The organism is Methylobacterium mesophilicum, assembly GCF_036441335.1.
Classification (GTDB): Bacteria; Pseudomonadota; Alphaproteobacteria; order Rhizobiales; family Beijerinckiaceae; genus Methylobacterium; species Methylobacterium mesophilicum_B.
This window is the reverse complement of record NZ_MLBW01000036.1, coordinates 24,905-42,841: the sequence shown is the minus strand read 5'-3', so window position 1 is coordinate 42,841 and position 17,937 is coordinate 24,905. Positions and strand designations below refer to the sequence as shown.

Below are 17,937 nucleotides of genomic sequence, written 5' to 3'. Positions count from 1 at the left end.
CGGGTCTGGCCAGAATCAAAACGGTACGGTATCGTTTTGATAAGACGAACGGCGCCGATGGGCAAGGAGGATCGCGGGGTGACGGTCACGGAGATCGAGGAGATCGAGCGGGCGGAGGCGGGCCCGCGGCGCGGCGGGCGGCCGACCCGGGCGGAGGCGGCCCGGCGCGAGGCGCACCTGATCGCCGTCGCCACGACCCTGTTCCTGGAGCGCGGCTTCGACGCCACCTCCATCGACGCGGTGGCCGAGGCCGCCGGGATGAGCAAGCCGACGGTCTACGCCCGCTACCGCGACAAGCGGGCCCTGTTCGAGGCGGTCCTGCGCGAGCGGATCGCCGCCTGGCTGGCGCCGCTCTCGGCCGCGGCCGAGGCCCAGGCCGCGCAGGGCGGGAGCGACGAGGTCGAGAGCGCCCTGGAGGATCTCAGCCGCACCCTGCTGGCCCACGGGCAGTCGCCGGGCGCGGCGATGCTCAAGCGCACCCTCGTGGCCCAGGCGCTGCAGTTCCCCGAACTCGCCCGCCTCGCCCACGAGGAGGGCTGGCTGCGCGGCGTGCGCGCCGTGGCGCAGCTCCTCGACGCCTTCGCGCGGCGCGGCCGGATCGCGGTGGCCGATCCCGAGATCGCGGCCGACCTGTTCCTCAGCCTCGTCCTCGGCCGGTCGTCCCAGGCGACCCTCTACGGCATCGCCACCGACCCGGAGGCGCAGGAGCGGCGGCGGCGGGCGGCGGTGCGGCTGTTCCTCGACGGGGTGCGCCCGCGCTGAGGGACGCCCGGTCCCCGACAGGGCCGGGCGCGGCGCCGGAAAATCGGCCGCCGAATCGGCACGCCGGGCTCCGAACGGGCCCAACCCGCGATTGCGCCCCTCCCGGCCGCGGCCTATATACGGACATCCCCCATTCAACAGCGTGAGACGGGACATCCGGATCGTTTATCCGGAGCCCGCGGCCCGATGCCCGGCCCCCGTCCCGCCAGGCCGGAGCACGAGAAGCATGTCCCAGGGTCCGCTGATGCCGAAGGCGACCGCCGTCTGGCTGGTCGAGAACACCTCGCTCGCCTTCGAGCAGATCGCCGATTTCTGCAAGCTCCACCCGCTGGAGGTGAAGGGCATCGCCGACGGCGAGGTCGCGGCCGGGATCAAGGGGCTCGACCCGGTCTCCACCGGCCAGCTCACCCGCGACGAGATCGAGAAGGCCCAAAAGGCGCCGCACTACAAGCTGAAGCCCGCCGTCTCGAAGGTGAAGCTGCCGGAGGTGAAGCGCACCACCAAGGGCCCGCGCTACACCCCCCTCTCCCGCCGCCAGGACCGGCCGAACGCCATCCTGTGGCTGCTGCGCAACCACCCCGAGCTGAAGGATTCGCAGATCATCCGGCTGGTGGGCACCACCAAGTCGACGATCCAGCAGATCCGCGAGCGCACCCACTGGAACTCCGGCTCGCTCCAGCCGATGGACCCGGTCACGCTCGGCCTGACCACCCAGATCAACCTCGATTTCGAGGTCCAGCGCGCGGCGGCCGACCGCCCGGCCGCGGTGGCGGCCGAGTCCGGCGCCTCGCTGCTGCCGACCGAGGTCTCCACGGCCCGCGACGCCGACGAGCGGGAGCACGAGGACGATCACGGCGGCCGCGAGGAGCGGCTCGACGCCGATTCGGTCTTCGCCAAGCTCAAGGGCCGGCACCAGGACGAGGACGACGAGGACTAGGACTAGGACCGACCCGTCCCCGGCCGAGGGCCGGGCCACCGGGACGGCCCGTGCAGGACGCGGCCCCCGCTCCGTCGGAGCGGGGGCCGTTTCGCGTCCGGCCGGGCCCGGGAGCGCCCGCCGGCGGGACGGACAGCCGGCCTATTCCGGCAGCGGCCGGCCCCGGGTCTCCGGCATGAACCACGGCACGACGAGGCCGATCACGTAGACGCTGGACAGGGTCAGCGCCGCCGCGGCGACGCCCCCGAAGGCGGTCACGATCTGGCCGGCGAGGATCGGGAAGATCCAGGCGATCAGCCGCGCGCCGTTGAAGACCGCGCTCGACGCCGTCGCCCGGACCGCCGGGGTGAACAGCTCCGCGAGGTAGATCGCCATCCACGAGAAGGCGAAGCCCAGGGTGAAGAACCCGTTCAGGAAGGCGAGCGCCATGAACGGCACGAGCCCGCCGGTCCAGAGGTAGCAGGCGAGCGACGTGGCGATGCAGCCGGCATAGGTCACGAGCAGGAAGGCGCGGCGCCCGATCGCGTCGGCCACGAAGCCCGAGATCACGTAGGCGGCGATCGCCCCGACATTGTAGACGATGCCCATGCGCGGGCCCCAGACATTGGCCGGCGCGCCCGCGGCCTTGGCGAGCCCCTCGGTGTAGGCCGGCAGCCAGGACGAGACCGCCCACCAGCCCACCGTGGTGGCGAAGGACATGGCGGTGGCGAGCAGCACCCGCCGCCGGCTCTCGGGCTCGCGGAAGATCTCGGTGAGCGAGAACGGCCGCGGCCCGCTCTTCCGGCTGGCACCGGCATCCTCCGCGGTGGCCGCCCAGCGCTGCGCCTTGAGCGCCCGCATCCACTGCTCGGATTCCTCCAGCGCCCGGCGCAGGTACAGGCACACGAAGGCCGGCAGCGCGCCCAGCGCGAACAGGATCCGCCAGGATTCCGCGCCCAGGGGCTCGGTGGCCGCGAGCACGGCCCACACGATGGCGGCGAGCACGGCGCCGCCGCCGAAGCCCGATTGCAGGAAGCCGCAGCCCTTCGGGCGCGCCCGGTTCGGCCAGGTCTCGGCCACGAGGGCGATGCCGGTGGACCATTCCGAGCCGATGGCGAGCCCGGTGATGAAGCGCAGCAGCGCGAGCTGCGTGAAGCTCTCCGCGAAGGCGGTGAGCCCCGTGAACAGCGCGTAGCCCAGGATCGACAGCATCATCATGCGCTTGCGGCCGATATAGTCGGCCGCGATCCCGCCGATCAGGCCGCCGATCCCCCAGCCGAGCAGCGTGATGCCGATGGCGAGACCCACGTAGAAGGCCGGCGCCTGGGCCTGCTCGGGGGTGAGGATCGAGGCCAGGGCCGGGCGCAGGGCGTAGACCAGGGCCACCGCCTCGTAGCCGTCGAAGATCCAGCCGAGATAGCTGCCCCACAGGATCCGCCAGTGGCGCCGGGTGAGACCCGCGTGCCACGGTGCGCCGGCCGCCTCGCGCATGCCCACGTCGCCCGCGTCCATCGCCCGCTCCTCCCGCCCGGGACGCGTCTGCGGCGCCCGCCCCGCCCTGATAGGTCGGTTGTGGCATCGGGTCGACCATATCCAGGCGGCCGATCCGGCGCCCCGGCGATCACGATCGCATCACGCCTTCACATCGCGCCTTCACATCGCGCCTTCACATCACGCCTTCACATCGCGCCCGCGGCGCGCGGCTCAGCGCGCGGCGTCGAAGGCGGCGAGGAAGGCCGCGAGGTTGTCCGGCAGGGCCGCGCAGAGGTAGCCGCCCTCTTGGACCAGCGCCGTGGGCAGCCCGGCCCGGGCGATCCGCTCCGCCGCGCCGGCGAAGCCCGCNCCGCGGGCCAGCCGGGCGACGACGGCGACTGGCTGGCCTTCCTGGGCGCGTCGTATTTCCGCGCTGCCGGGGACGGCGCCCAGTACGGCGCCTCGGCCCGGGGCATCGCGATCGACACGGCGCCGGGCCCCGGCAAGACCGAGGAATTCCCGGTCTTCACCCGGTTCTACGTGAGCCCGACCTCGGACGGGTCGGCGTGGACCGAGACGGTCAGGACATCCGGTCGGGCGTAGAAGATCCCCTGCGTGCCGTTGCCGTGATGGACGTCGATGTCGAGGATCGCCACCGGGCCGCCGGTCGCGGCGCGCATCCGCTCGGCCGCGATGGCGCTGTTGTTGAGGAAGCAGAAGCCGCCGGCGGAATCCGCGTAGGCGTGGTGGCCGGGCGGGCGGCACAGGGCGTAGGCGTGCCCCGCCGCCAGCGCCGCGTCTGCGGCCGCGACCGCGCACTGCGCCGACCCGTAGACCGCCGCCCAGGTGCCGGCGCGGATCGGCGTCGAGGTGTCGGCGGTGTAGAGGCCCAGGCGCCCGAGGAGGCCGGGGGGCTTCCGGTGCATCTGCGGCCGGGCGAAGGACCCGGTCAGGATCTCGTCGCCGATGCCGGGGATCTCGTCCCGGCGCGCCCAGGCCTCGGCGAGGAACGCCACGTAGTCCGGGTCGTGCACCGCCCGGATCGGGCCGAGGCCGTGATCGGCCGGCTCGGCGAGGTCGTGGCCGCCCCGGACGGCCGCGTCCCGCAGGATCGCGTAGCGGGCCGCCTGCTCGGGATGCGGGATCGGCGCGCCGCGCCGCATGTAGCGTTCGGGATCGTGCCGGCTCGAATCGGGCGTGTGGACGATGCGCATGCCGGCAGGTTAGGGCCCGCCGGGACGCGCGTCATCCGCCCGGGACGGACTCGCGGGACGCACCCGCACGGGGCGCACTCAGATGAGGTAGACGGTGCCGTCCGCGCGGAACACCTTCGGACAGTTGGCCCCGTCCACGAGGCGCTGGGCATCCTCCAGGGAGATCCCGTGCGCCAGGGCGATCTCCGGCAGCGTCTTCCAGGTCGGGGTCATGGTCCGGCTCCGTCCGTGATCCGTGCGGGTCGGGGAACAACGGCGCAAACGCCTCCGGGTTCGCCGGCTGGTCCGGGGAGGCTGCCGGAAACGCGGCCGGGGACGCTCGCAGGAGCGTGTCGAGGGTGTCGGCGCCCCGCCCCGCGGGGACCGGCGCGGCCGGGGCGACCTCGCGCAGCAGGGTCGGGACCCGGGCCCAGGGTTCCGTGACCGGCCCGGCGCTCGGCCGCACCGCCGCCCGGTTCCGCCCGCCGGCGACGCGGATGTCCGCGAAGCGCGCGCAGAACGCCGCCACGCAGTCCGGGTCGAAATGGCGGCCGCTCTCGGCGCGGATGCAGTCCAGGGCCGCGTCGAAGGGCATCGCGTCCTTGTAGGGCCGCGCCGTCGTCAGGGCGTCGAACACGTCCGCCACCGCGACGATCCGGGCCGACAGGGGGATGGCGGCGCCCGCCAGCCCGTGCGGGTAGCCGCCGCCGTCCCACTTCTCGTGGTGGAACTCTGCGATCTCCGCGGCGAGCCGGATCAGCTCGGAGGCGCTCCCGCCCAGGATGCGCCGGCCGATCGCCGGATGCGTCTTGACGAGGTCGAACTCGTCGCGATCGAGCCGGCCGGGCTTCAGCAGCACGCCGTCCGGGATGCCGACCTTGCCGACGTCGTGCAGCGGCGCCGCGAGGTAGAGGTTGCGGCAGGTCTCCGGCGCCAGCCCGAGCCCCTCGGCCACGATCTGGCTGTAGCGGGCCACCCGCCACGTGTGATCGCCGGTGTCGTTGTCGCGGTACTCGACCGCCAGGGCGAGGCGGAAGATGATCTCCTCCTCGCGCTCGCGCATGTGGCGCAGGGCGGCCTCCACCTCGCCGTCGAGCCAGGCCGCCTGCTCGGCCAGCCGCCGCACCGCCCGGGCGAGCCGGATCATGTTGCGCAGGCGGACCGTGAGCTCGACGCCCTGCATGGACTTGTCGAGGAAATCGGTCGCCCCGGCCTCCAGGGCGGCGAGCCGCACCGCGTCCGAGATGTCGCTGGTGACCATCACGATCGGCACCTGCGCGTAGTGCGGGATGGTCCGCATCTGCCGGATGAAGGCGATCCCGTCGATGTCGGGCATGTGGCAGTCGACCAGGACGAGGTCGAAGGCCCGCATCCGCGCCTCGACCATGGCGGCGACCGGGTCGCCGTGATCGGTGACGGACACGTCGGGCTTGGCCTCCAGCAGGAGGCGCAGCCGCATCCGCATGGTGGCGCTGTCGTCGACGAGGAGCGCGTCCATCAGCGGCTCCCGGGCCGGCGCAGGCGATCCCGGGACGGTCGCCGGACCGGGTATGTCGACACAGGAACCATCGCCGCGACGCCTCGCAAGACTGTCGAGCAGCATTGGGGGATGCGGCATTAACGGGCGGTAAATCGTCGTCCGGCGCTATATTGAGTAGATTTGCTTTATTCAGTGAAGTGTTGCGCGTGAATGCGTGTCCTCGTTTGTCGGAGACAGGTCGAGCCGCTGCGATCGACGCGCGGAGAGGCGGCCTCGTCCGGTCCCGGGCGCCTGAAGGATCGGCGCGTCTGTCACCGCGCGCGCCGCGGCCGCCCCGGCCCCGGGACGAAGGGTTGACGCGGCCGCGCAGCCCCCCGACGGAGACGCGGACCAGGACGGGTCCCGGGCAGCCCGGAGCGCGCCGGCCGGCGCGACGGGAGGCGCCTTCGCGATGATGCGGTTCGATCTCGTCGATCTCGGCCTGTTCCGGCACGTGGTCGAGGCCGGCTCGATCACCCACGGGGCGGCGCGGGCGAACCTCGCCCTGGCGGCGGCCTCGACGCGGATCCGGCTGATGGAGGAGTCCCTGGGCGCCGCCCTGCTGACCCGGGGCCGGCAGGGCGTCAGCCCGACCCCGGCCGGGCGCGCGCTCCTCGTCCATGCCCGGGAGGTCCTGGCCGGGGTGGAGCGCCTGCGCGAGGAGATGGCGGCCTTCTCGGGGAGCGCCTTCGGGCAGATCCGGGTGCTGGCCAACACCAACGCGCTGACCGAATTCCTGCCGGCGGCGCTCTCGGCCTTCCTGGCCAATCACCCCGGGATCGGCGTCGAGATCGACGAGCGCACCTCCGAGGAGATCGTCGGGCTGGTGGCCGAGGGGGCGGCCGATCTCGGCATCCTGTCCGGCACGGTGGATACCGGCTCGCTGCGGACCTTCCCGTTCCGGGAGGACCGGTTCGTGCTGGTGGCGGCCCGGGATCATCCCCTGGCGGCGCGCGGGACGATCCCGTTCGCCGAGGTTCTCGGCCACGACCTCGTCGGCCTGGACCGGCGCAGCGCCATCAGCCGCTTCCTCGTCGCCCAGGCGGTGCGCGAGGGGCGGCCGATGCGCCTGCGGGTCCAGCTCCGGGACTTCGACGCCGTCTGCCGGCTCGTCGAGGCGCGGGTCGGGCTGGCGATCCTGCCGGAGAGCGCCGCCGCCCGCGCCGCGCAGGGCCTCGCCCTGGCGGTGGTGCCCCNAGGAGGCGCTCTCCGGGCGCGACCGGCCGGGCTCGGCCCGGTCCCACGTCCTCGCGGCCCGCCGCAACGCCGCCGCGCTCCGCGCCCGCCTGTCGGGCGAGGCGTGGCGGGTGCTCGCCGACCTGTACGAGTTCCTGTCCCTCGACCCCGAGCGGGCCTGCACCGAGTCGCAGCTCGCGGGCCGCGCCGAGCGGGCCCTGAGCCAGCTCGCGGCGCTCGCCGGCCTCGCCCACGAGAACATGAGCCGGGCCGAGGGCTGGCACTTCATCGAGCTCGGGCGGCGGATCGAGCGGGCGATCAACACCGGCGCCTTCGCGCTGGCCTTCGCCAACGACGAGGCGACCCCCGGCTGCCTCGGGGTGATGCTGTCCCTGTGCGACTCGCAGATCAGCTACGGCCGGCGCTACCTGCAGGGGGCGGCCCTCGATCCGGTCCGCGACATGGTGCTGCTCGATCCCTACAACCCGCGCTCGATCGCCTTCCAGGCCGAGGCGATCAGCCGGCACCTCGCCGACCTGCCGGCGCTGGCCGCGGACGGGATCCCCGAGCCGCAGTGCCGCCTCGCCACCCGGATCCTGGCGGAGCTTCGCAGCGGCGAGGCCGCGGATTTCGACGCCGTGCGCCTCACCGCGCTCGCGACCGACCTCGAGCGCCTCGCCGACGGCATCGCGGCCCGCTACTTCCCCACCGGGCCGAACGCGCTGCGCCCCGAGAAGCTGACGGGGCTCGCGTGATCTACACGCTGCGCCACCGCACCGCCTACCGCTACGGCCGGCCGGTGCACTTCGCCCGCTGCACCCTGCGGCTCAAGCCGCAGGACGGCGAGGGCCAGAGCGTGCTGGCGAGCGCCGTCACGATCGACCCGAGCCCCGCCCGCGCGGTCATGCGGCGCGACTATCTCGGGATCGACGCGGTGGCGATCACCCTGGAGACGCCGCACACCGCCTTCAGCGTCGAGGCGCTCTCCACCGTGCGGGTCGAGCGCCCGGCCCCGCCGCCGCCGGAATCCGGGATGGCCTGGGAGCGGGTCCGCGACGCCGTCCTGGCCGGGCGCGACCTCGGCGGCCGGGCGCCGGTGCACTTCCTGTTCCCGAGCACCCGGGTGCCGCTGCTGCCCGCGATCACCGACTACGCGCGCCCGAGCTTCGCCGCCGGGCGCAGCGCCTACGGGGCGGCCCACGACCTGATGCTGCGGATCGGCCGGGATTTCCGCTTCGATTCCAAGGCCACCACCGTCTCGACGCCGCTCGCCGAGTCCTTCGCGCTCCGGGCCGGGGTCTGCCAGGACTTCGCCCACGTGATGATCGCGGCCTTACGCGGCATGGGCGTGCCGGCCGCCTACGTCAGCGGCTACCTGCGCACCGTGCCGCCGCCGGGCCGCCCGCGCCTGCGCGGGGCGGATGCGAGCCACGCCTGGGTGGCGGTCTGGTGCGGCGCGGGCTGGCTCGGCCTCGACCCGACCAACGGCGTCGCGGTCCGGGACGACCACATCGTGGTGGCCCGCGGCCGCGACTACGGCGACGTGGCGCCGGTCGACGGCATCGTCAGCGGCTCGGGCAAGCAGCGCCTCAAGGTCGAGGTCGACGTCATCCCCGACACCGAGACGCAGGATCTCGCGCTGGTGGGGTGAGGTGGCGCTCCGCTCGCGAAGGTGGGGGTGTCGTGGACGCCACGCTCACCACATCGTCTTGGCCGCCCGCTCCGGCCAGTCCGCGTCGTAGCGCTCACCGCCGACCGCGCCCGCGGTCAGCGCCGCCAGGATCGCCCCCGGGCTCGGCAGGCTCGCCGGGTCGACGCGGGAATCCGGGTCCCACAGCCCGGCCCGGATGATCGCCCGCGCGCACTGGAAGTAGATCTCCTCCACAGTGATCACGACCGCGGTGCGCGGCGCGTGTCCGTCCACGCTGAACGACGCGAGGAGATCCGGGTCCGCCGAGATCACCGCCCGCCCGTTCACCCGCAGCGTCGTGCCCGAGCCGGGGATCAGGAACAGCAGCGCCACCCGCGGGTCGCGCACGATGTTGCGGAGCGAGTCGATCCGGTTGTTGCCGCGCCGGTCCGGCAGGATCAGCGTGCGCGGGTCGGCGACCCGCACGAAGCCCGGCCGGTCCCCGCGGGGGCTGCAATCGAGCCCTTCCGGGCCGGCGGTCGCCAGCACCGCGAAGGGCGCGGCCGCGATCAGCGCCGCGTAGTCGGGCGTGACCGCGGCCGCCACCTTCGCCGTGGAGGCGGGCGCCAGGGGCGCGCGGTAGAGCGCCTCCAGCGCGGCGAGGCTGTCGACGATCATCGCGCCCTCACGCGGCCGGGGCGGCCTTGCCGGCCGCGAAGGCTGCGTGCTCGGCGACCAGCGCCCCCGACAGCGCCGCGGCGATCAGGCCCCGGGTCTCGTCGACGCCGTAGAGGGCCACGAAGGAGCCGAACCGGGGGCCGCGCGCCTCGCCGAACAGCACGTTGTAGAGGCTCGTGAACCACGCCTGCGACACGCCGGGCCGCCCGTCCGGGCTCTTGGCCTTGCCGGACGTGTCGGGGAAGTGGCGCCGGCCGACCTCGTAGACCGCCGCCTGCAGCGCCTCCGGGTCGGTGGAGCCGGCATGCTCGGCCAGCGTCTCCGACAGGTCCTCCAGGGCCGCCCGCTCCTCGGGCGTCGGCGCCCGGTAGGTCTTGGCTGGCCGCACGAAGTCCGAGAAGTACTTCAGGGCGTGCTTCACCAGCCGGTCGAGGCCCGGATGGGTCTCCGGCCCGGTCCGCGGCGCGTAGCGGCGGATGAAGCCCCACAGCACCGCCGGATCCTCGGTGTTGGCGACCGCCGCGAGGTTGAGCAGCATCGCGAAGGTCAGGCTCGCGCCCTCGACCCGCTCGGGCTCCGGCGGGGTGCCGGCATGGAGGTGCCAGACCGGGTTGCCCAGACGCAGCTTCGCGTCCTGGCCGGCGTAGCGGTCGAGGAAGCCGATATACTCGTCCACGTGCCGCGGGATCACGTCGAAGAACAGGCGCTTGGCCTCGCGCGGCTTGTTGTACATGAACAGGGCCAGCGATTCCGGCGTGCCGTACCTGAGCCACTCGTCGATGGTCAGGCCGTTGCCCTTCGACTTCGAGATTTTTTGTCCCTTTTCATCCAGGAAGAGCTCGTAATTGAACCCTTCCGGCGGCTCGCCGCCGAGCGCCCGGGCGATCTTGCCCGAGAGCTTGACCGAGTCGATCAGGTCCTTGCCGGCCATCTCGTAATCGACGCCGAGCGCCACCCAGCGCATCGCCCAGTCGGGCTTCCACTGCAGCTTGGCGTGGCCGCCGGTCACCGGGGTCTCGTAGCGCTCGCCCGTGGCGGGATCGCGCCACACGATCGTGCCGCTCTCCGCCCGCACCTCGTCGATCGGCACCTGCATCACGTGGCCGGTGACCGGGTGGAGCGGCAGGAACGGGGAGTAGCTCGCCGAGCGCTCGGCCCGCAGCGACGGCAGCATGATCTCCATCACGGCATCGTAGCGCTCGAGCACGCGCAGCAGCACCGTGTCGAACACGCCCGCGCGGTAGCACTCGGTCGCCGAGCGGAACTCGTAACTGAAGCCGAAGGCGTCGAGGAAGCGGCGCAATTCGGCGTTGTTGTGCGCCCCGAAGCTGTCATGGGTGCCGAACGGGTCCGGCACGCGGGTGAGCGGCTGGTTGAGATGGTCGGCCAGCATCGCCCGGTTCGGGACGTTGTCGGGGACCTTGCGCAGCCCGTCCATGTCGTCCGAGAAGGCGATCAGCCGGGTCGGCACCGCGTCGCGGGTGAGCACCCGGAAGGCGTGGCGCACCATGGAGGTGCGGGCGACCTCCCCGAACGTGCCGATATGCGGCAGGCCCGAGGGGCCGTAGCCGGTCTCGAACAGGACCTCGCGCTTGCCGGATTTCTCCAGCCGGGCCACGAGCTTGCGCGCCTCCTCGAAGGGCCAGGCGGCGGCGTTGGCGGCGGCCTCGACGAGGTCGGGGTCGAGGGTCAGGGCTGGGGGGGCGGCTGGCATGTCTTCTGGGATGTACGCGAATTGGACGCGCGCACCCTAGAGCGGTTCGCACCGGAGCGGAACGCCCGGTCGTGCAAGGCGCTGATCCATTCGTCCACACGCGCTCCATTGCGGGCATGTCGCTCAGGCTAGAGGCCGCTGCGCCGCGTGCCGGATGGTGCGCACGACGACCTCATCGGCAGTGACGCGATAGGTCATGATGTAGGGGTAAGGCGACACCGCGATGCGCCGAATGCCGCGCCGGTCGGTCATCTGGCCCGCATAGGGATGGCGGAGAAGGAGTTCCAAACACGCGCCGATCCGCAGCAGGACCGCGTCGGCACCCGATGGGTTATGGCGCGTGATGTCGGCCAGCACGTGGTCGAGCTGGCGCGCGGCGGTGCGGGTCAGCCGCAGCCTCACAGGCCATACTTCGCCCAGATGGCGCGCACCTCCGCCTCGGTGGCATACTCACCACGCGCCACCTCGGCGTCGGCTTCGTCCTGCTCCGCCGCCTCCTCCGGGCTGAACCGGTAGACCGATCCCTCATCCCCCACGAAGGCCAGCATGAGGCGGGCAATCTCGTCCTGCATCTCCGGTGCGAGGACCCGTGCCTTCGCCACGGCCTTCTCGAGCAGATCGGTCATGCGCCGCTCCTGATCCATGGAGATCCGACGCCGTGCAGGATCCCCGATTCGCGCGTCTGGTGGAAGCCTTTCGCCCCTGTCAGAACGGGCTGACGGGGAAGAACCGCAGGTACAATTCGGTGTACTTGCCGTCGTCCCAGACACGCTGGAGCGCGTCGTCCAGCGCCCGGGAGAGGGCCGCGTCCTCCGGGCGGGTGATCAGGCCGATCCCCTCCCCGAAATAGCGGTTCTCCAGGTAGTCGCCGCCGGTCAGCGCGCAGCAACTCTCCGCGTCCTGGCCGCCGACGAAGAGGGCGAGGTTGAGGCCGTCGGCGAACAGGTAGTCGATCTCGCCGCGCTTGAGCGCGCTCTCGGCCGCCGTGAGATCGGTGAAGTCTTTCGGCACGGCCTTCGGGAAGAACGCCTTGAGGTAGGCCGCGTGGGCGCTGCCGGCGATGACCCCGACGCTGCGGCCGGCGAGCGCCGCCGCGGAGGGGACCGGCAGGCCCTTGTCGGTCCGGGCCGCGAAGCGCGCCGGCCAGCGGAAATACGGCCGCGTCGCCAGGAACCGCGACCGCAGGGACGCGGTCAGCGGGATGGCGGCCGCGACCACGTCGCCCTGCTTGCCGTCGAGGGCGTCGAGCAGGGTGTCGAAGCGGCGCGCCTGCACCGTGCAGGTGATCGTCAGCTTCTCGCAGACCGCCCGGGCGAGCTCGACCACGAAGCCCGTCGGGTTGCCGTCGGGGCCGGCGAAGTGCAGCGGCGGGAACTCGTCGTCCGTGAGGAAGCGGACCGCCCGGCCGGTCTGCGGCGCCTCCACGCGCTCGCCCCGGCTGCGCGGGTTCCAGAAATCCGGGATCGTGACGGCGGGCGTGGCCGCCGCGACCCTGGCGCTGATCCCGCTGGCCGCCCTGTTCCTGCGCGACCGGCCGGCCGATCTCGGGCCGCCCAGGTCTCGATGCCGAAGCCCAGGAAATGCAGGTAGAGCGGGAGCATCGCGGTGTGCCGCCCGGCGCGGGGCGGTGCCGGCATTGCCCCGGTCCGCCCATGGGGTAGCCTCCGGCTGATTCCGTCGGAGAGGACAGGGCATGCCGATCGAGACCGTGGAGACCGCCGGCCGGCGCCGGGGCGCCGACCTGCTGGTGGAGGTGCTGCGCTCGGAGGGCGTGCGCTACATCTTCGGCAATCCCGGCACCACCGAGCTGCCGCTCATCGACGCGCTCACCGAGGCGCCCGACATCGCCTACATCCTCGCCCTGCAGGAGGCGACCGCCGTCGCCATGGCGGACGGCTACGCGCAGGGCGCCCGCCGGCCCGCCTTCCTCAACCTGCACACGGCGGGCGGCCTCGGCCACGCCATGGGCGGGCTGGTGAATTCCCAGGTCTCCGGCACGCCGCTGGTGGTCACCGCCGGGCAGCAGGACCTGCGCCACGCGCTGACCGACCCGCTGCTGATGGGCGACCTCGTCGCCATCGCCGACCCGGTGATGAAGTGGGCCCGCGAGGTGACGAGCCCGGACCAGATCCCGATCCTGCTGCGCCGGGCCTTCCACGACGCGGGCGCCGCCCCCTCCGGGCCGGTCTTCCTGTCGCTGCCCATGGACGTGATGGAGGCGATGAGTGCGGTCCCCGCGGGCGAGACCTCGACCATCGACCAGCGGGCGGTGGCGGGCTCCCTCGACCGGCTGGCGGAGAAGCTCGCCGCCATCGCGCCGGGCCGTCTCGCCCTGATCGCGGGCGACGAGATCGACGCCTCGGACGCCTCGGCGCAGATGGTGGCGCTCGCCGACCTGCTGGCGGCGCCGGTCTACGGCTCGTCCTGGCCGGCCCACATCCCGTTCCCGACCGCGCACCCGCTCTGGGCCGGGAACCTGCCGACCCGGGCGGACGCCATCGCCGACATCCTCGGGCGCTACGACGCGGTGTTCGCGCTGGGCGGCAAGTCGCTGATCACCGTCCTCTACTCGGAGGTCTCGGCGGTGCCGCCGGGGGTGCAGGTGTTCCAGCTCTCGGCGGACGTGCGCGACCTCGGGCGGACCTACGCCACCTGCCTGTCGACGGTCGGCGACATCCGCGCCTCGCTGGACGCCCTGCTGCCGCTGCTCGGTCCCCGCCTCGCCGACCGGGCCGACGCCTTCGGGCAACTGCGTGCCCGGGCGGTGACCGCCCGGGCCGAGCGCCGGGCGAAGCTCGCGGCCGCCGCCGACGCGGCCTTCGAGGATCCGGTGATCGCGCCGCTGGTCGCCGCCCGGGAGGTCGCCCGCGCGGTCGGCGCCGAGACCACCATCGTGGACGAGGCGCCCGCGACGCTCACTCACCTGCGCACCTTCCTCGACAGCCCCTCGGCCCATCAATACGCGGCGATGCGCGGCGGCGTGCTCGGCTGGGGCATGCCGGCCGCGGTCGGCTTCTCCCTGGGTCTCGACCGGGCGCCGGTGGTCTGCGTCGTGGGCGACGGGGCCGCGCTCTACTCGCCCCAGGCCCTCTGGACGGCCGCGCACGAGAAGCTGCCGGTCACCTTCGTGGTGATCAACAACGCCGAGTACAACATCCTCAAGACCTTCATGAAGGGCCAGGCGCACTACGCCTCGGTGCGCGCCAACCGCTTCATCGCCATGGACCTCACCGACCCGCGGATCGACTTCCCGGCGCTCGCCGCCTCCATGGGCGTGCCCGCCCGGCGGGTGACCCGCGCCGCCGACATCGCCCCGGCGATCGAGGCCGGGATCCGCTCGGGGGGCGCCAACCTCGTGGAGGTGGTGGTGCGGGCGACCTGAGCGGGGCCGTCGGCCGGGGGTCACTCCAGCCCCGGCACCGGCACCCCGAAGGCCGCCGCCAGCAGCACCATGTTGAGCCCGAGCACCACGGCCGCCCCCGCCACGGCGGCGGCCTGGGTGAGCGGCCCGTTGGCGAACGGCCCCATCACGCTGCGGCGCCGGGTGAACACCACCAGCGCCACCATCGGGACCGGCAGGGCCAGCGACAGCACCACCTGCGACAGGACCAGGGCCCGGGTCGGGTCGACCCCGATCGCCACCACCGCGAAGGCCGGCAGCATGGTCACGAGCCGGCGGGCGAGGAGCGGGATGCGCCAGCCGGTGAAGCCCTGCATCACCAGCTGCCCGGCGAGCGTGCCGACCACCGAGGAGGAGATCCCGGAGGCGAGCAGCGACACCAGGAAGGCCGCTCCCGCCGCCGGGCCGAGCAGCGGCGTCAGGGTCCGGTAGGCCTCCCCGATCTCGGCGACCTCGCTGTGGCCGAGATGGAAGGCCGCCGCCGCCATGATCACCATCGCCATGTTGACGAGGCCCGCGAGCATCAGGGCCACCACCACCTCGCGGTTCGAGTAGCGCACCAGCAGGCGCCGGTCGGCCTCGCTGCGCGGGTTGCCCCGCCCCTGGGTCAGGCCCGAATGCAGGAACAGCGCGTGCGGCATCACGGTGGCGCCGATGATCCCGACCGCGATGGTGAGCGCCTGCGCGTCCGGGATCCGCGGGGTGACGAGGCCCCTGGCGGCCTCGCCCCAGGCCACCGGTGCGACCAGGAGCTCGACCGCGTAGCAGAGGCCGATCGTGCCGACCATCGCGCCGATGGCGATCTCCAGCGGCCGGAAGCCCTCGTGCTCCAGGAGCAGGATCGCGTAGGTGACCACCGCGGTGATGCCCATGCCGGCCATCAGCGGCATGCCGGTGAGCAGCGACAGGCCGATGGCGCCGCCGAGGAACTCCGCGAGGTCGGTCGCCATGGCGGCGACCTCGCTGATGCCCCACAGGGCGAGGCGCACCGGCCGCGTCGTCGCGTCCCGGCAATGCTCGGCGAGGTTCTTGCCCGTCACGATCCCGAGCTTGGCCGAGAGCGCCTGGAACAGCATCGCCGTCAGGTTCGCGAGCAGCACCACCCAGAGCAGGCCGTAGCCGTAGCGGGCGCCGGCCTGGATGTTGGTCGCGAAATTGCCGGGGTCCATGTAGGCGATCGACGCCGTCACGGCGGGGCCGGCGAACAGCAGGAACCGGGCCCGGCCGCCGGGACGGCCGTCGAGGACGTCGCGGATGGCGCCCTCGGTCCGCCGGCTCATCGCCCCGGGCGCGGCGCGCCCGGGGGCCGTCGCGGCGTTCGGCGCCACCATGCTCACCCTCTCCTCAAAGATATAGCGGATGCTATATTCAGGGTTCGTCTCCGGGTTTCAAGGGGCTGGCAGCGGCCGCCGGTATCGATCCCGCGGGACTCCCCTCCCCGGGGCGGTGTTTGCTAGACAGGGGGCGGGGCGGCCCGCGCGGGCCGTGGTGGGGGAGAGCCGATGCAGGAACCGTCCGAGCCGGGCTCGCCCGAGACCGTGCTGGTCGATCCCGAGCGCCACGTGGAGAGCTTCCGCCAGGCGCGCGAGGCCCGGCGCTCGGAACTCGTGGAGGATTACGTCGAGCTGATCGACGACCTGATCGGCGACGGCGGCGAGGCGCGGCAGGTGGACATCGCGGCCCGGCTCGGCGTGGCGCAGCCGACCGTCGCCAAGATGCTGAAGCGCCTGTGCGAGGACGGGTTCGTCCAGCAGCGGCCCTATCGCGGCGTGTTCCTGACCGAGGCCGGCCGCCGGCTCGCCGCCCAGGCCCGGGAGCGCCACCGCATCGTCGAGCGCTTCCTGTGCGCGCTGGGGGTGAGCCCCGAGACCGCCCGGCGGGACGCGGAGGGGATCGAGCACCACGTCAGCGCCGAGACGCTCGCGGCGTTCCGCGCCTTCGCGGAGCGGCACGGGGGGGCGTAAAGGCGGCCCGCCCGCCTCTGGCCGTCATCGAGCGCAGCGAAGCGACCCAGGGCAGCGCGACGTCTGCGAGCGTGGCGCCGACTGGATGGCTTCGCTGCGCTCGCAAAGACGGCGCGTCTGCCGCAGCCACCCCGCCCTCACACCGTCGGCGCCGCCACCTTCTGGCGCAGACCCATGATCACCGCCCGGAGCATCTCGGCCCCGGCCTCGCCGGCATCCGGCAGGGTACCGGTGCGCGAGGCGTAGATCCGCTCGTGGACGAAGGCGAGCTTGGCGATCACGGTGGGCGTCAGCTTGAACGGGTAGAGCGCCGGCTGGCCCATGCTGTGGGACAGCGAGTTGATCGCGTAGGTCAGCGGCAGCCACGCGGCGATCAGCCGGTCGAGGTCGAGGGTGTTGTAGGGGTCGAAATCGATCACGGTCGGCGCCGCCGGCCCGGACTGCCCCCGCTGGCGCAGGCGCGGGCGCACGTGCAGCTCGAAGGTCGAGGCGGTCTCCACCGTGTCGACGATGTGCAGGTAGTGCGCGAAGGTCTCGGCGAAATCCTCCCAGGGATGGGCGGTGGCGTAGGCCGAGACGTAGGATTCGTCCCAGTCGGCCGGCGCGCCCTTCGCGTAATGGTCCTGCAGGGCCTGGACGTAGTTCAGGCGCTCGTCGCCGAACAGCGCCCGGAAGGGCTCCCAAGAGGGGCTGTTCAGCACCAGCAGGTACCAGAAGTAATGCCCGATCTCGTGCCGGAAATGGCCGAGCAGCGTGCGGTAATGCTCGCCGAACAGGATCCGGCGGCGCTCCCGCTCGACGTCGTCGGCCTCCGCGATGTTCATGGTGATCAGGCCGTTGATGTGGCCCGTGAGCACCGGCGGCCCGCCGGAGAAGCTCTCCGACGGGTCGACCAGGAAGTCGAAGGCCAGCCCGTCCGTGTACTGGGCGCGGGTGGCGAGCGGCAGTTCCAGGCGCAGCAGCGAGTAGAACAGCCGGTGCTTGGCCGCCTCGATCGGGCGCCAGCGGGCGAGGTTCCAGGGCTGCGACAGGTCCGGCACCACGCGGTTGTGGCGGCAGGCGGTGCAGTAGATGTCGGGGCTGTCCTCCGGCACCAGCCAGTTGCAGGCCTGCGCGAGGGCGTTGTTGCACAGCCGGTAGCGCCGGCCGGGATCCGCGTAGGCGTGGAAGACCTGCGCTCCGCCCATCAGCGGGTGGGCCGAGAGCCCCTGCGGCCCCAGCGCCGAGACCTCGTGGACCGCGCAGGCGTAGCCCAGCGGCCGCGCGCAGCTCTCGCAGGCGGTCGCCTCGAAGGTGACCGGCTGGTCGCAGGCCTGGCACTGGAAGATCTTCATCGCGCGGTCCCGGGCCGGCGGCCGACCCACTGCCGGTCAAGCGGGGCCGGGCGGCAAAGTTCCTGCCAGGCGACCGGGGGACGGCGCCGCACGGAAATTGCTTGCCGGCGGGGCAGTATCGCATAACCGTGCGGTGGGCGCCGGCGCCAGGGACCGGCAGCGCGACCGCGTTCGATCC

At 73.1% G+C, this 17,937-nt stretch carries 15 protein-coding genes and 3 pseudogenes; 8 read left to right on the top strand and 10 right to left on the bottom strand.

All coding sequences use genetic code 11. From position 1 onward, the window contains the following. Positions 1 to 57 precede the first annotated feature (57 nt). Together MMR14E_RS27650 and MMR14E_RS27645 are read left to right on the top strand one after the other, a co-directional pair. Positions 58 to 762, top strand: coding sequence for a TetR/AcrR family transcriptional regulator (locus MMR14E_RS27650; RefSeq protein WP_331318774.1), 705 nt, complete (start codon positions 58 to 60; stop codon positions 760 to 762). Between the two features lie 226 nt (positions 763 to 988). Further along, positions 989 to 1,699, top strand: a complete 711-nt coding sequence (locus tag MMR14E_RS27645; RefSeq protein WP_331318772.1) for a DUF1013 domain-containing protein — start codon at positions 989 to 991, stop codon at positions 1,697 to 1,699. A 141-nt stretch (positions 1,700 to 1,840) separates the two neighbouring features. On the opposite strand, the gene MMR14E_RS27640 is transcribed toward MMR14E_RS27645, so the two are convergent. Continuing rightward, positions 1,841 to 3,190: an MFS transporter gene (locus MMR14E_RS27640; protein WP_331318770.1), complete on the bottom strand. Its 1,350-nt coding sequence runs from the start codon at positions 3,188 to 3,190 to the stop codon at positions 1,841 to 1,843. Between the two features lie 267 nt (positions 3,191 to 3,457). On the opposite strand from MMR14E_RS27640, the gene MMR14E_RS29405 reads away from it, so the two are divergent. Beyond that, positions 3,458 to 3,754: a glucan biosynthesis protein gene (locus MMR14E_RS29405; RefSeq protein WP_419539448.1), complete on the top strand. Its 297-nt coding sequence runs from the start codon at positions 3,458 to 3,460 to the stop codon at positions 3,752 to 3,754. Here MMR14E_RS29405 and MMR14E_RS27625 read toward each other — a convergent pair. Together MMR14E_RS27625 and MMR14E_RS27620 are read right to left on the bottom strand one after the other, a co-directional pair. Continuing rightward, positions 3,688 to 4,365 (bottom strand): hypothetical protein, encoded by a 678-nt coding sequence (locus MMR14E_RS27625; RefSeq protein ID WP_419539446.1) that lies wholly within the window; start codon positions 4,363 to 4,365, stop codon positions 3,688 to 3,690. The two genes, MMR14E_RS29405 and MMR14E_RS27625, sit on opposite strands and share 67 nt — an antisense overlap. Before the next feature lie 376 nt (positions 4,366 to 4,741). Beyond that, positions 4,742 to 5,842: pseudogene (locus MMR14E_RS27620) on the bottom strand (HD domain-containing phosphohydrolase); the annotation flags it as partial. Positions 5,843 to 6,275: 433 nt separating this feature from the next. Here MMR14E_RS27620 and MMR14E_RS27615 point away from each other — a divergent pair. The 3 genes and pseudogenes from MMR14E_RS27615 to MMR14E_RS27605 form a co-directional block, all read left to right on the top strand. Then, positions 6,276 to 7,082 (top strand): annotated as a pseudogene (locus MMR14E_RS27615) (LysR substrate-binding domain-containing protein); the annotation flags it as partial. Further along, positions 7,063 to 7,794: pseudogene (locus MMR14E_RS27610) on the top strand (alpha-E domain-containing protein); the annotation flags it as partial. The pseudogenes MMR14E_RS27615 and MMR14E_RS27610, both read left to right, overlap by 20 nt. Beyond that, positions 7,791 to 8,690, top strand: coding sequence for a transglutaminase family protein (locus MMR14E_RS27605; protein WP_331318950.1), 900 nt, complete (start codon positions 7,791 to 7,793; stop codon positions 8,688 to 8,690). The pseudogene MMR14E_RS27610 and the gene MMR14E_RS27605, both read left to right, overlap by 4 nt. Positions 8,691 to 8,735: 45 nt before the next feature. On the opposite strand, the gene MMR14E_RS27600 is transcribed toward MMR14E_RS27605, so the two are convergent. The 5 genes from MMR14E_RS27600 to MMR14E_RS27580 all read right to left on the bottom strand — a co-directional run bounded on the left by MMR14E_RS27600 (position 8,736) and on the right by MMR14E_RS27580 (position 12,564). Beyond that, positions 8,736 to 9,347 carry a pyridoxamine 5'-phosphate oxidase family protein gene (locus tag MMR14E_RS27600; protein ID WP_331318766.1) on the bottom strand — a complete coding sequence of 204 codons (612 nt, stop codon included), beginning with the start codon at positions 9,345 to 9,347 and terminating at the stop codon, positions 8,736 to 8,738. Between the two features lie 7 nt (positions 9,348 to 9,354). Continuing rightward, positions 9,355 to 11,061, bottom strand: coding sequence for a lysine--tRNA ligase (locus MMR14E_RS27595; protein WP_331318764.1), 1,707 nt, complete (start codon positions 11,059 to 11,061; stop codon positions 9,355 to 9,357). A gap of 123 nt (positions 11,062 to 11,184) precedes the next feature. Continuing rightward, on the bottom strand, positions 11,185 to 11,463 hold the full coding sequence (locus tag MMR14E_RS27590) for a type II toxin-antitoxin system RelE/ParE family toxin (protein ID WP_331318763.1): 279 nt from the start codon (positions 11,461 to 11,463) through the stop codon (positions 11,185 to 11,187). After that, on the bottom strand, positions 11,460 to 11,687 hold the full coding sequence (locus MMR14E_RS27585; protein ID WP_331318761.1) for a hypothetical protein: 228 nt from the start codon (positions 11,685 to 11,687) through the stop codon (positions 11,460 to 11,462). Before MMR14E_RS27585 ends, MMR14E_RS27590 begins: the two co-directional genes overlap by 4 nt. Positions 11,688 to 11,766: 79 nt before the next feature. Further along, positions 11,767 to 12,564 carry a transporter substrate-binding domain-containing protein gene (locus MMR14E_RS27580; protein ID WP_331318948.1) on the bottom strand — a complete coding sequence of 266 codons (798 nt, stop codon included), beginning with the start codon at positions 12,562 to 12,564 and terminating at the stop codon, positions 11,767 to 11,769. Between the two features lie 190 nt (positions 12,565 to 12,754). On the opposite strand from MMR14E_RS27580, the gene MMR14E_RS27575 reads away from it, so the two are divergent. After that, positions 12,755 to 14,443, top strand: a complete 1,689-nt coding sequence (locus MMR14E_RS27575; protein WP_331318759.1) for a thiamine pyrophosphate-binding protein — start codon at positions 12,755 to 12,757, stop codon at positions 14,441 to 14,443. Positions 14,444 to 14,463: 20 nt separating this feature from the next. Here MMR14E_RS27575 and MMR14E_RS27570 read toward each other — a convergent pair whose 3' ends face one another. Further along, a complete protein-coding gene (locus tag MMR14E_RS27570) occupies positions 14,464 to 15,792 on the bottom strand; it encodes an Nramp family divalent metal transporter (protein ID WP_331318757.1) in 1,329 nt (442 codons plus the stop codon). 171 nt (positions 15,793 to 15,963) lie between these two features. Here MMR14E_RS27570 and mntR point away from each other — a divergent pair, with 171 nt between their 5' ends. Next, the gene (mntR, locus tag MMR14E_RS27565) at positions 15,964 to 16,425 is read left to right on the top strand and encodes a manganese-binding transcriptional regulator MntR (RefSeq protein WP_012318602.1); all 462 of its coding nucleotides are present in this window, start codon (positions 15,964 to 15,966) and stop codon (positions 16,423 to 16,425) included. A 137-nt stretch (positions 16,426 to 16,562) separates the two neighbouring features. On the opposite strand, the gene MMR14E_RS27560 is transcribed toward mntR, so the two are convergent. Continuing rightward, the gene (locus MMR14E_RS27560; protein WP_331318754.1) at positions 16,563 to 17,759 is read right to left on the bottom strand and encodes a zinc-binding metallopeptidase family protein; all 1,197 of its coding nucleotides are present in this window, start codon (positions 17,757 to 17,759) and stop codon (positions 16,563 to 16,565) included. Between the last annotated feature and the right edge of the window lie 178 nt (positions 17,760 to 17,937).

Excerpts from the sequence above, each read along its gene's own strand:
- MMR14E_RS27625 (WP_419539446.1), bottom strand. The coding sequence starts at position 4,365 with ATGCGCATCGTCCACACGCCCGATTCGAGCCGGCACGATCCCGAACGC.
- MMR14E_RS27600 (WP_331318766.1), bottom strand. The coding sequence starts at position 9,347 with ATGATCGTCGACAGCCTCGCCGCGCTGGAGGCGCTCTACCGCGCGCCC.
- MMR14E_RS27570 (WP_331318757.1), bottom strand. The coding sequence starts at position 15,792 with ATGGTGGCGCCGAACGCCGCGACGGCCCCCGGGCGCGCCGCGCCCGGG.
- MMR14E_RS27575 (WP_331318759.1), top strand. The coding sequence starts at position 12,755 with ATGCCGATCGAGACCGTGGAGACCGCCGGCCGGCGCCGGGGCGCCGAC.
- MMR14E_RS27585 (WP_331318761.1), bottom strand. The coding sequence starts at position 11,687 with ATGACCGATCTGCTCGAGAAGGCCGTGGCGAAGGCACGGGTCCTCGCA.
- MMR14E_RS27595 (WP_331318764.1), bottom strand. The coding sequence starts at position 11,061 with ATGCCAGCCGCCCCCCCAGCCCTGACCCTCGACCCCGACCTCGTCGAG.
- MMR14E_RS27560 (WP_331318754.1), bottom strand. The coding sequence starts at position 17,759 with ATGAAGATCTTCCAGTGCCAGGCCTGCGACCAGCCGGTCACCTTCGAG.
- MMR14E_RS27640 (WP_331318770.1), bottom strand. The coding sequence starts at position 3,190 with ATGGACGCGGGCGACGTGGGCATGCGCGAGGCGGCCGGCGCACCGTGG.
- MMR14E_RS27645 (WP_331318772.1), top strand. The coding sequence starts at position 989 with ATGTCCCAGGGTCCGCTGATGCCGAAGGCGACCGCCGTCTGGCTGGTC.
- MMR14E_RS27650 (WP_331318774.1), top strand. The coding sequence starts at position 58 with ATGGGCAAGGAGGATCGCGGGGTGACGGTCACGGAGATCGAGGAGATC.
- mntR (WP_012318602.1), top strand. The coding sequence starts at position 15,964 with ATGCAGGAACCGTCCGAGCCGGGCTCGCCCGAGACCGTGCTGGTCGAT.